Origin of the sequence: Chryseobacterium takakiae, assembly GCF_900129385.1 — a bacterium.
Classification (GTDB): domain Bacteria; phylum Bacteroidota; class Bacteroidia; order Flavobacteriales; family Weeksellaceae; genus Chryseobacterium; species Chryseobacterium takakiae.
Genome location: NZ_FQVO01000008.1, coordinates 13,245 through 24,847, shown reverse-complemented (window position 1 = coordinate 24,847; position 11,603 = coordinate 13,245). Strand labels below are relative to the sequence as shown.

At 36.9% G+C, this 11,603-nt stretch carries 13 protein-coding genes; 7 read left to right on the top strand and 6 right to left on the bottom strand.

Going from position 1 to position 11,603, the window contains the following annotated elements; translation table 11 throughout:
• Positions 1–4: 4 nt before the first annotated feature.
• Positions 5–355, bottom strand: a complete 351-nt coding sequence (locus tag BUA76_RS11180; RefSeq protein WP_072884895.1) for a hypothetical protein — start codon at positions 353–355, stop codon at positions 5–7.
• A gap of 150 nt (positions 356–505) precedes the next feature.
• On the opposite strand from BUA76_RS11180, the gene BUA76_RS11175 reads away from it, so the two are divergent.
• Positions 506–700 (top strand): hypothetical protein, encoded by a 195-nt coding sequence (locus tag BUA76_RS11175; protein ID WP_072884894.1) that lies wholly within the window; start codon positions 506–508, stop codon positions 698–700.
• Between the two features lie 120 nt (positions 701–820).
• On the top strand, positions 821–1,867 hold the full coding sequence (locus tag BUA76_RS11170) for a PA0069 family radical SAM protein (protein WP_072884893.1): 1,047 nt from the start codon (positions 821–823) through the stop codon (positions 1,865–1,867).
• Between the two features lie 57 nt (positions 1,868–1,924).
• Here the strand turns inward: BUA76_RS11170 and BUA76_RS19270 are convergent, their stop codons facing one another.
• Together BUA76_RS19270 and BUA76_RS11165 are read right to left on the bottom strand one after the other, a co-directional pair.
• Positions 1,925–2,086, bottom strand: a complete 162-nt coding sequence (locus tag BUA76_RS19270; RefSeq protein ID WP_178337333.1) for a bacteriocin-like protein — start codon at positions 2,084–2,086, stop codon at positions 1,925–1,927.
• 149 nt (positions 2,087–2,235) lie between these two features.
• Positions 2,236–3,186: an isopenicillin N synthase family dioxygenase gene (locus BUA76_RS11165; RefSeq protein WP_072884892.1), complete on the bottom strand. Its 951-nt coding sequence runs from the start codon at positions 3,184–3,186 to the stop codon at positions 2,236–2,238.
• Between the two features lie 85 nt (positions 3,187–3,271).
• Here BUA76_RS11165 and menD point away from each other — a divergent pair, with 85 nt between their 5' ends.
• A complete protein-coding gene (gene menD / locus BUA76_RS11160) occupies positions 3,272–4,948 on the top strand; it encodes a 2-succinyl-5-enolpyruvyl-6-hydroxy-3-cyclohexene-1-carboxylic-acid synthase (RefSeq protein ID WP_072884891.1) in 1,677 nt (558 codons plus the stop codon).
• Here menD and BUA76_RS11155 read toward each other — a convergent pair.
• Both BUA76_RS11155 and BUA76_RS11150 read right to left on the bottom strand, forming a co-directional pair.
• Positions 4,945–5,574: an aminotransferase class IV gene (locus BUA76_RS11155; RefSeq protein ID WP_072884890.1), complete on the bottom strand. Its 630-nt coding sequence runs from the start codon at positions 5,572–5,574 to the stop codon at positions 4,945–4,947. The genes menD and BUA76_RS11155 overlap by 4 nt on opposite strands.
• Positions 5,558–6,535 (bottom strand): aminodeoxychorismate synthase component I, encoded by a 978-nt coding sequence (locus BUA76_RS11150; RefSeq protein WP_072884889.1) that lies wholly within the window; start codon positions 6,533–6,535, stop codon positions 5,558–5,560. Before BUA76_RS11150 ends, BUA76_RS11155 begins: the two co-directional genes overlap by 17 nt.
• A 46-nt stretch (positions 6,536–6,581) precedes the next feature.
• Here BUA76_RS11150 and BUA76_RS11145 point away from each other — a divergent pair, with 46 nt between their 5' ends.
• The 4 genes from BUA76_RS11145 to BUA76_RS11130 all read left to right on the top strand — a co-directional run bounded on the left by BUA76_RS11145 (position 6,582) and on the right by BUA76_RS11130 (position 9,452).
• Positions 6,582–7,304 carry a hypothetical protein gene (locus BUA76_RS11145; RefSeq protein ID WP_072884888.1) on the top strand — a complete coding sequence of 241 codons (723 nt, stop codon included), beginning with the start codon at positions 6,582–6,584 and terminating at the stop codon, positions 7,302–7,304.
• 74 nt (positions 7,305–7,378) lie between these two features.
• Positions 7,379–8,128, top strand: coding sequence for a beta-carotene 15,15'-monooxygenase (locus BUA76_RS11140; RefSeq protein WP_072885063.1), 750 nt, complete (start codon positions 7,379–7,381; stop codon positions 8,126–8,128).
• The gene (locus BUA76_RS11135; RefSeq protein ID WP_072884887.1) at positions 8,128–9,213 is read left to right on the top strand and encodes an AI-2E family transporter; all 1,086 of its coding nucleotides are present in this window, start codon (positions 8,128–8,130) and stop codon (positions 9,211–9,213) included. Before BUA76_RS11140 ends, BUA76_RS11135 begins: the two co-directional genes overlap by 1 nt.
• A gap of 14 nt (positions 9,214–9,227) precedes the next feature.
• Positions 9,228–9,452 carry a DUF3820 family protein gene (locus tag BUA76_RS11130; RefSeq protein WP_072885062.1) on the top strand — a complete coding sequence of 75 codons (225 nt, stop codon included), beginning with the start codon at positions 9,228–9,230 and terminating at the stop codon, positions 9,450–9,452.
• A gap of 74 nt (positions 9,453–9,526) precedes the next feature.
• On the opposite strand, the gene uvrB is transcribed toward BUA76_RS11130, so the two are convergent.
• A complete protein-coding gene (gene uvrB, locus BUA76_RS11125; RefSeq protein ID WP_072884886.1) occupies positions 9,527–11,518 on the bottom strand; it encodes an excinuclease ABC subunit UvrB in 1,992 nt (663 codons plus the stop codon).
• Between the last annotated feature and the right edge of the window lie 85 nt (positions 11,519–11,603).

Here is an 11,603-nt window from a genome sequence, read left to right as displayed (position 1 = left end):
TATATTAATCAAAATCAAATTCGTCGCTTTCCAGTATAGGAACTTCACGAAGGAAATTATCAAATTCTTTTGGATAATTGCTTCCCGCACCATAAGAATCAATCATCATTCCTAAATTTCCATCCAAATCTTTCACAACATATAAAACAGCATTATCATCTGGGTTGCTTGGTCCTTCGAAACGGTACGTTTTTATGATAGTAAGCTCGTTTGGCTGATATACTTTCTCAGAGTTTTCCAGTTTCATTTCACAGTCATCATTCATTCTGAACTCTCTGTGGATACCTCTTTGTGTGAGTCTTGTCATAACCTGACTCAGTGTTGTCATTTTGTCAATATTTCCTGTGCCTTCCATAATAATATTTTTCTTTTAAGATACAATAATTAAACCAATCATCTCAATATGGTATTTTATAAATTGATCAATCGTATTAACAAAAATTTATATTTAACATGTTATATTGGGTATGCTTTTTGCAATAGTCATCATAATAAATCAAGAAATATGAAAAAGGAAGTTGGCGTTTTACTGGCAGGTGGAGTTGGTCTTCTGGCAGTATTAAGTATCATCGGAATTAAAAAAATACTAGACAGAAAAGATAAAAAATACAATGATTCTTATTCTGATTATCACAGGCATTTTGATAATAGAAATGCAGAGGATGATTATCACGGTATTGAATTTTATGCATTAAAATAATAAAACACGATATATCCAATTTTGTGATCCGGCACCATTAGGCAGCCGGATTTTTTTGTGGAAAACTTTATTGTTAAAATTGATTATTTTCCAGAATTTCCAATCTAACTTTACATAATAATGCAGAATGAAAATATCATAAAAGGACAAGGCGCCCAGCGAAATGTGATCAACCGTTTCGACAGGTATACCTATGAGCCGGAAGATGAAGATTATGAAACCGTAAAAACTTCTTTTACGGAAGTGTTTCCGAAAACAATTGTAAATCAGGTAAAAAGCGAAGACCTCCCAATGGAATATTCCATGAATCCGTACCAAGGTTGTGAGCACGGCTGTTCTTACTGTTTTGCAAGACCTACTCATGAATATTGGGGATACAGTGCAGGGATTGATTTTGAGAGAAAAATTATGGTGAAGAAAAATGCTCCTGAACTATTGGAAAAATTCTTTCAGAAAAGAGGCTATCATCCCGAACCGATTCTTCTTTCCGGAAATACCGACTGCTATCAGCCTGCAGAACGGCAGTTCGAAATTACAAGAAAATTGCTGAAGGTGTGCCTTGATTACAGGCATCCTGTCAACATCCTCACGAAGAACGCTTTGGTACTGCGGGATCTTGACATTTTAAGGCCGATGGCTGAACAGAATATTGTGTCGGTTTCCTTAAGTATTCCTACCATCAACGAGGAGCTGCGAAGAAAAATGGAACCGCGGACCAGCTCTGCGAAAAATAAATTAAAAGCTATAGAAATTCTTTCGGAAAATGGTATTCCGGTTAATATAATGGTGGCGCCAATTATCCCTGGACTGAACAGTGATGAGCCTCTTACTATTTTAAAAGCAATTTCAGATGCCGGAGCGCAAAGTTTCGGGTATACGCTTGTACGACTCAACGACACCGTTGAGCCTGTTTTTGTAAACTGGATTGAGAATGCTTTTCCGGATCGTGCGCAGAAGGTTTTAAATTTAATCCGTTCGATGCGTGGTGGGAAGCTTGGCGAGAAAAAGTTTTTTGACCGGCAGAGAGGGGAAGGGAATATTGCAGAAATGATTCACAATACTTTTAAAATCGGAAGAAAGAAATTTTTTGAGGGCAAGGAATTTCCTAAACTTACTACAAAAAATTTTACAGGCTCGAAAGATCAGCAGTTAAGACTGTTTGATTAATAAAAACCGCTCCTAAAAGGAACGGCTTCTTTTATGAAAAAATGTTTCTGAATTCAATTACATCGTATCATCTACCGGGCATTTGAAATCTTTACTGCACGTTGCGCAGATGATGACGTTGCCGCATGCATACATGCAATATTCCGGTTCAGGAAGAGTAATGCCTGCTCCTGTAATACTTTTTAATTGGCCTTTGCTTAGTTTTTTTAAATTTTTCATATTGTTTTAGTTAAAAGTTTGATATTTATGTAAAGATAATTAAAAAATAAATAAGTCAAACATATGTGGTATATTATTTTTATATGAATTTAAATTTATAATATTTTAATTTAGGTTAAAGAAAAACCGGACAAAAGCCCGGTTTATTATTATTTTTTGATGAGTCCTAATTCTATCAATCGCTCGTGAAGAAACTCTCCTGCTGTTGTATCTTCATACAATTTAGGATGATTTTCATCAATACAATTTTCCAATGCATTTAATGACATCGAACTTACAGGATGCATAAAGAATGGGATGGAATATCGTGAAGTTCCCCACAACTCTCTCGGCGGGTTTACTACCCGGTGTATGGTAGATTTCAGCTTATTATTGGTGTGTCTGGACAACATATCGCCTACATTGATCATCAGTTCATCCGGTTCTGCAATCGCATCAATCCATTCGCCTTTATGATTCTGAACCTGAAGCCCTTTTCCCTGAGAACCCATTAGTAATGTAATGAGGTTGATATCTCCGTGCGCAGCAGCTCTCACTGCGTCGTCCGGTTCCTGTGTGATAGGAGGGTAATGAATAGGCCTTAAAATAGAATTTCCTTCTGCAATTTTATCATCAAAATAAAATTCATCAAGACCAAGATACAAAGCCAACGCTCTCAGTACATATTTCCCTGTTTTTTCAAGCATCTGGTAAGCTTCCTTCCCAACTTCATTGAATTTTGGAAGTTCCTCAACAATTACATTATCAGGATACTCGTCTTTGTATTGGGAGTCTTCAGATACATACTGGCCGAAATGCCAGAATTCTTTTAAGTCACCCTTTTTGAAGCCTTTTGCGGTTTCCTTACCGAATCCTACATAGCCTCTCTGTCCGCCAATTCCCGGAATCTCATACTTTTGTTTCGTTTCCGTGGGCAGGTCAAAAAAGTTTTTTACCTCTCCATACAATTCATCTACCAATTTGTCATCAAGAAAATGGCCTTTTAAGGCAACAAAACCAATTTCTTCATAAGCTTTTCCGATTTCATTTACAAATTTCTGTTTGCGTTCCGGGTCACCCGAAAGGAAATCACGCAGGTCTACACTAGGTATTTTATCCATTTTTAGAAATTTAACGAATGGCTAAATTACAGATTTTAAATGAAAATCTTTTTACAGTTAATTATTTATCAATTAAATTTGTGCTATGAAAAAATATTCTTCCAAAAGAAGTATTCAGATATTGGCGCATCTTCTTCAGCAGTACGGAATTTCAGACATCATTATTTCCCCGGGATCCAGAAACGCCCCTTTGGCGATCCATTTTTCCGAAACAGACCGCTTCAACTGTTACAGTATCGTAGATGAAAGAAGTGCTGCTTTTGTAGGACTTGGAATGGCAATGAGTGAAAAAAAACCGGTAGCCGTTACCTGTACCAGCGGTTCTGCAGCGGCCAATTATTACCCTGCTGTTACGGAAGCATTTTATTCCAATATTCCACTTTTGATATTAACTGCTGACAGACCAATGGATTATGTGGATATTTTCGACGGACAGACCATCAGGCAGAATAATCTTTTTCATCAGCATTCTTACGGAGATTTTCAGCTGTTGGAGGATGGTAAAGAAAATGCGGAAGATCTCAATTTTGACACGATAAAAAAAGCCATTGAACTGTGTATTGAAAAACAAGGCCCGGTTCATATCAATATTCCTCTGGAAGAGCCTCTTTATGAGCTGGTTTCAGAGCTGCCGACCTTTCCTACGGTGGAAAAAACAATCAGGCAGAAAGAATATGAAATTCCGTCTACATTAGTGGCAGAATGGAATACTTCCCAGAGAATCATGATTCTGGTAGGAACAAGAGATTACAGCCCGGAGCTTGAGAATCAGCTTACCCAACTCGTTAAAAATCATTCTGTGGTTGTACTAAGTGAAGCCAATTCCAACCTTCATCATGAGAAGTTTTTCAGGCATATTGACCGGTATGTTTTTAATTTTACCGAAGAAGATTTTAAAACCTATGCCCCTGATTTACTGATTACGGTAGGGCAGAATGTAGTTTCTAAAAAAGTAAAGCAGTTTCTGAGGAAAGCACACCCAAAACAGCACTGGCATCTGGATGAAGTATGGCAGCCGGATACCTATTTTGCACTGACAGAAAAATTGGATGTAAAGCCAGAAGTTTTTTTCTCCAAATTGCTGAAATTTATTAATCTTGAACCAAGTCCATATTTTAATCTATGGGATGTGCTGAGGGATAAAAAGGATGCAAAACATGAGAAGTTTCTCAATACGGTAGATTTTTCCGATTTTTATTTTTTCCATAAAACTTCGCAGATGATTCCTGAAAATTATAATGTACACTTCAGCAACAGCTCTGCAATACGCTATGCTCAGCTTTTTGATTACGGGAAAAGAAAAATTTACTGTAACAGAGGAACAAGCGGAATTGACGGTTCAACCTCTACTGCGATGGGATTTGCCATAAAAAATCCAAACCCTACTTTATTGATTACGGGAGATCTCAGTTTCTTTTACGATACCAACGGACTTTGGAACCAATATATTCCGCCGTTTGTAAGGATTATGATTTTTAATAACGGTGAAGGAAATATTTTTAAAATTATTCCGGGGCCGGGAAATGCCAATCAGAATACACTGGATGAGTTTATTGCAACCAAACACCACAAAAATGCGGAATTTTTGGCAAAGCATTTCGGGTTCTCTTATACAAAAGTGGATGATGAAATTACTTTAGACCGAGTTCTTGAAAATTTCTTCAAACCGGATAGTCAGCCTAAAATATTGGAAGTCAATACGCACGGTAAAAACAATGCAGATATACAGAAAGCGTATTTCAATTTTTTAAGAGAAAACTAAATATCTTCATATTCTTCATTTCCGGGTAAATTGATGATTCTGTCGATGGGATAGATAAAATTTTCATCAATATCATTCAGGGCATTAATGATCTGGAAATGGGAGAATTCTTTGATATTCTGAAGTGTAATCTCCGTCTCTTTTATTTGTTTTTTTCTTAAAAGATGCTGCCTTTGTACTCCGTTTAGAAGATAGGAACTGGGTGTAAACCAGTCTTTTCCCCTTAAGAAAAGGATGTTCGAATAAGAGGTGTCGGTAATATGATTGTTTTTAACGATAATGATTTCTTCAGCCTTAGCTTTCATCTTCATTTTTTCAAGTTCCTTTCGGTCTTCAAACTTAAAAGAATAGTCAAAACTGTTGTTTTCCACCAGCTGAAAGCTTTCAATTTCCGGTATGGCGTAAGGAATCATCTGGGTTCGTATCTTTTTGTCGAGGTCGTACACAATTCTAAATTTAAAAAGGCCATCCTCGTCATGTTCCAGGTGCTTATAAATTTTAGCCAGGTCGATTGTTGTTCCTTCTTTCCCAAAATGGGCGAAAGTTGCATCTACACGCTTCTGGTGTAATTCCAATAAGAAGATTTCCTGATCTTCAACTTTTATACTTTCAATGAATTGGTACATAAATTTTATTTTTCATTTCTTCGTACTCGTCTTCGAGCTTACTCATGTGGGTAATTCCGCCGCCACTCTTGAAATACAGCTGATCGTTTTCTCTTTCAATAAAACGGATCATTACGCAGCTATCCAGGTTTTCGCCGTCAAACCAGCCGCATACTCCGGTATAATAACCTCTGTCATATTCTTCTGCATCAAGGATAATTTCCAGGGTTTTCGGTTTAGGAGCGCCTAAAATAGAACCTGCGGGAAGTAGTTTTCTCATGATACTGCCCAATTTTCCTTCAAATTCAGGCTTTAAAGTTCCCGATATTTCAGAACTCATAGCATAAAGATTCTTCTGCTTGGTTTTAATGAAATCAATATACTGGAATTTGTCCACCTTCACATCATCAGCAACCATACTCAGATCATTCCTGAGAAGATCCACAACCGTATAGTGTTCCGCTTTTTCCTTGATGTCATTTCTTAAAACCTCAGCAGCATTTTCCACCGATGCATCAATCGTCCCTTTCATAGGATAAGTGAATATTTTTTGGTCAATTATCTTTATGAAAGTTTCAGGAGAAAAAAATACAAAAAAATCTTTATAAAAAACTTTGTATTTGGCAGAAGAATGATAAAAAATTTCTTCAAGAGTTAAATTTGTCTCAATCTTTGTTTTTCGGGTATAATTTACCAGGTATGAGTTTCCGAAGTGAATATTCTTCTGTACTTTATCAAAACCAACTTTGAAGCTTTCCATCGTCTCTGAGAATGATTTCCATTCAATATTTTTAGATAGTGGCTGTTGTTTTTTTACATTTGAAAAATTTTGAAAATCAATTAATAAACCAGATTTTTCAATTTTATCTTCTTTAAATACTTCAACGTTCTGCGCAAGAAAGTCGATAATGAAAAAATAGGGAACTTTATTAAGTGAAAGTTCATCCATTTCCATAAATTTTTGATGATTCGTTGAAAACATTCCGCAAAAGTAATTATTGATGTTTACTTTTGCACAAAATTTTTAAATGGAAAATAAATATCCACAGAAACCGGGTCTTGATTTTATACTGAAGCAGGCATTTTTCTATTGGAATAAGACACTGATTTTTCAGCTGATGTTTTCAGTACTTTACTTTGCCATATTTTTCACATCGATGTTTTTCTTTGCTGAAAGGTTTGGTGTACTGGAGCAGCAACAACAGCTTATCGAAGCCTATCAGAACGGAATGGATGCATATCTGGCAAAAGCTGCGGAACTTGGACAAACGGATAATTCTAGATATTTTAGCTATGCATTACTGGGAACGCTGGTTTTTCTATATCCTTTAAATCTTGGTCTCTTTCAGATTTTCAGAAAGATTGATCTGAATGAAAAGGTGCAGATCAGCGATTTACTGGCGGGTTATAACGGAACAAATTTCTTCAGATATATTTCATACGGACTTTTTTGGTTTTTGATCTATGCCATGATCTTCAATACTTTAATTTTGCCTGTTGTCTGGGTTTGCATTACAATTTTTGTAGCACCAATGATGTTTTTTATGAACCGAACAATCCTCGAATCAATTTCTTTGAATTTTAAAGCTTTGAAAATGTATTTTCTGGAAATATTTGTTTGTGTCATAGTTGCCGTGATTTTTAAATATATCGGATTTACCTTATTTTTCGTTGGAGGCTTGTTCACATTTCCTTTCTGGAATGCAATGATTTATTCACTTTATAAGGTCATTTTTTCAGAGAAAAATTAATTTCGCATAGTTTTTTAATGAATTTCTGCCAAAAAAAATTAAATTTGGAAGAAACAACATTAAAACATAATACCATGTCAGAATTTAATGAATTTGATCAGCAGGGCTCGGTTCCGGAAAGAAATACAGGCTCTATTATTACTCATGCTTTTGAGATGTACAAAGGAATTTTCCTTTATGCGATTGTAGTGATGATAATTTCCATAATTGCCGATACTATTGTACAATCCGTTACAGGATATAATTCCTGGGGAGGCTTCAGGGATTTCAGAAGTTTTGATGATTTTGATGACAGCAGTTTTTATAAATATGAATACTGGAATGGGCCGGGAGCTCCCTTCTATTATTCATTTTCATTTATTCTGAATGTTTTGTTGTCTCCGCTTTATGTAGGACTTATCTATATTGCTAATAAATACAATAGCAAGATCGGTATTGATTTTTCGGATTTATTTATCGGCTACAGGCAAAATTTTGGTAATATTCTTGTTTACAGTTTGATTACAAATATTATTTTAGGAATTTCCATAGCATTGTGCGGGCTTCCTTTCTTATTTGTTTTTCCTCTTTTCTTATTGGGTTATCCAATCCTCTTGTTTGAAAATGCTACGGCGATGGATGCACTCAGCAAAACATATAATATTGCAAAAGACAATTATGGTACATTTTTAGGTACATCCCTTTTGGGGCTTCTGATCAGTGCTGCGGGATTAATCCTGTGCTGCATCGGAATTATTGTTACGGCTCCGTTTATCCTTGCAGTAATGTATTCAACATACTGTGCTTACCTGGGAAAACCAAGACAAATATTATTAAACAAATAATGAATAAAGAAGAACAAATAAGCAGTATAAAAATAAAGCAGGTTGCGCTGCTTGCCATAATTCTTATTTTGGCAGGCTTGATCTGTTTTAATCTTGCACTTTTTATTCCATCTGTGTTAGGCGCTATCACCATTTATGTGGTTTGCAGAAAGTATAATTTTTACCTTCAGGAAGAAAAAAAGTGGAAGCCCTGGGCTTCTTCCCTGGCTTTAATGTTTGCGAGCCTTATTGTTCTTATTCTTCCTATTTACTTTATCGGGGATCTTTTAATTGAAAAACTTGGAAATGCTCAGGCATATATGGATAAGTTTAATATCTTCCTTGAGAAAATCCACACTTACATTTATTCAAAAATAGGATTTGATATTTTAAGTAAGGAAAATATGGATAAGCTTAAAAACAATGTCGGACAGTTTTCTACAAAAGCACTGAGTGGGACTGTTAATACACTAACTGTGGTAATGTCCATGTATTTTATCCTTTATTTCATGCTCGAAAAACCAAGATTTTTTGAAAGAATACTATCCTCTTCTGCACCGCTGAAAAGATCAAATGTATCGCTGATAGGCGAAAAAATGAGAAAGCTCATCATGGCCAATGCGATTGGAATACCCGTAGTCGCTCTTGGGCAGGGAGTTGTTGCTCTTGTAGGATATTTTATTTTCGGTGCACCAAGTCCTGTACTGCTGTTTGCCTTAACGGCTGCAGCGTCTATGATTCCTGTAGTAGGTGCAGCAATCATTTATGTGCCGATCTGCATTTATATGATCGCAGAAGGCGATACGGGAACCGGATTGGGGCTGGCTGCCTATTGCATGGTAGTGGTAGGATTAACAGATAATGTTTTGCGTTTTACCCTCTTAAAAAAATTAGAGGATATTCATCCATTAAATACGGTATTCGGAATTATTATGGGGATGAATCTTTTCGGCTTCATGGGGCTGGTTTTCGGACCGATTCTAATATCTTTAACATTGCTTCTGATTCAGGTATATAGGAATGAATTTTCAGATGATGATACCCCGGATCTTAAGCTTCCGGATAAAGATGATGAGCTGGAAGAAAAAATAAATTTAATTGTATGATGATGGAGAGCGGAATAAACCCGGAAATATTGAAAGAAATTTGTGAGGTGAAAATGCCTTTTGGGAAGTATCAGGGAACAATACTGGCAGATCTGCCGATAAGCTATCTGGAGTGGTTCCAGAGACAGGGAATGCCGAAAGGAAAACTGGGAATGCAGCTGTCAACTATTTATGAGATAAAACTGAATGGACTGATGGATTTATTAGCTCCAATTCGTTCCGGTCTTACAAGAAGATAAAAAACCAAGCAGAAGAGTACAAATTTTTTATCAAATATAAAATTTTCGGCGGCAGCAAAGCTGCCGCCGAAAATTTATCCTTTCAAAGCGGCAATTTCGTCCCTTAATTTTGCGGCCTTAATGAAATCCAGGTTTTTCGCGGCGGATTCCATTTCTTTCTGCTTTTGGGCAATTGCCTTTTCGATATCTTCGGAAGTGTAGCTTGCTTTGGCTTCGGCAACCTTCTGAAGAATCTCTTTCTGAGTGTATTTTTCGTCCGGGAAATCTTTGGTTCTTCCCACTAAACTTTCAGATATCTTTTTATTTAAAGCAACAGGTACTTTTCCATGCTGCTTATTATATTCCATTTGTTTGGCTCTACGGTATTCAGTTTCATCCAGGGTGGCCTGCATAGATTTGGTTATCTTATCGGCATACATGATGGCTCGGCCATTAAGGTTCCTTGCGGCACGCCCCACTGTCTGAATCATAGATCTTCGGCTTCTCAGCATGCCTTCTTTATCGGCGTCCAGAATGGCAACCAATGAAACTTCCGGCAAATCAAGACCTTCCCTTAATAAATTGACTCCAATCAAAACATCAAAAAGACCTACTCTTAAGTCCTGCATAATCTGAATACGCTCCAGGGTTTCAACATCAGAGTGGATATATCTTGTTCTGATTCCGAATTTTGTAAAATATTTGGTTAATTCTTCCGCCATCTTCTTTGTCAGGGTAGTTACCAAAACTCTTTCGTCCAAGTCTGCCCTTTTTTGAATTTCCTCCATCAAATCATCAATCTGATTAACAGTAGGTCTTATCTCAATAATAGGATCCAGAAGACCGGTCGGACGGATAATCTGCTCAATATAAGCTCCGCCGGTTTTTTCCAGCTCATAATCTGCCGGTGTTGCCGAAACATAAATAACCTGGTTCTGTATTGCCTCAAATTCTTCAAACTTTAAAGGTCGGTTGTCCATCGCGGCAGGAAGCCTGAAACCGTATTCCACCAGAGATTCTTTCCTGCTTCGGTCGCCTCCATACATCGCGTGAACCTGGGGAACCGTAACGTGGCTCTCATCAATTACCATTAAATAATCTTTAGGAAAATAATCAAGAAGGCAGAAAGGTCTTGTGCCGGGCAATCTTCCGTCAAGATACCTGGAATAGTTCTCTATTCCTGAACAATAGCCTAATTCTTTAATCATTTCAAGATCCAGCTCAGTTCTTTCCTGTAATCTTTTAGCCTCTAAAGGTTTTTCTATCGAATTGAAAAAATCAACCTGTTTTACCAAATCGTCCTGAATATTTCGAATGGCACCATTCAGGGTTTCTTTGGAGGTTACAAAAAGATTAGCCGGATAAATCTGAATCTGCTCAAAATTAGAAGTTACATTTCCGGAAACAGGGTCGAAGCTTTGAATTTTTTCGATTTCATCGCCAAAAAACTGAATTCGTACAGCGTTATCCGCGTAAGCCGGAAAAACATCAATAACATCACCTTTTACACGGAAAGTCCCTCTTTGAAACTCGTTTAATGTCCTGGAATATAAAGCATTAACCAAAGAATGAAGCAGTGCTGTGCGTGTTACTTTCTCTCCGATAGCGATAGAAATAAGTGATTTATGAAATTCCGTAGGATTTCCGATACCATAAATACATGAAACCGAAGCTACAATTAAAACATCTCTTCTTCCCGAAAGCAGACTTGCGGTAGCAGAAAGTCTTAATTTTTCGACTTCTTCATTGATGCTGAGGTCCTTTTCGATATAAGTTCCGGTAGTGGCAATGTAGGCTTCCGGCTGGTAATAGTCATAATAACTGACAAAATATTCAACGGCATTCTCAGGAAAAAATTCCTTGAATTCCATGAATAATTGTGCCGCCAGTGTTTTATTGTGAGCCAGAACAAGCGTGGGCTTCTGAACATTCTGAACCACATTCGCTACGGTAAAAGTTTTCCCGGATCCGGTAACTCCGAGAAGGGTCTGGTATTTTTCACCGATTTTAACGCCTTCGGTTAGCTTTTCAATAGCTTGCGGCTGGTCTCCGGTAGGTTTATATTCTGATTGAAGTTTGAATTGCATAGAAAATTGTGATCTTATCTAACAAAAATACGAAAGATATATTTGTCAACGAAAAGTATTCGATACCTCAAAGACGATTTACAAC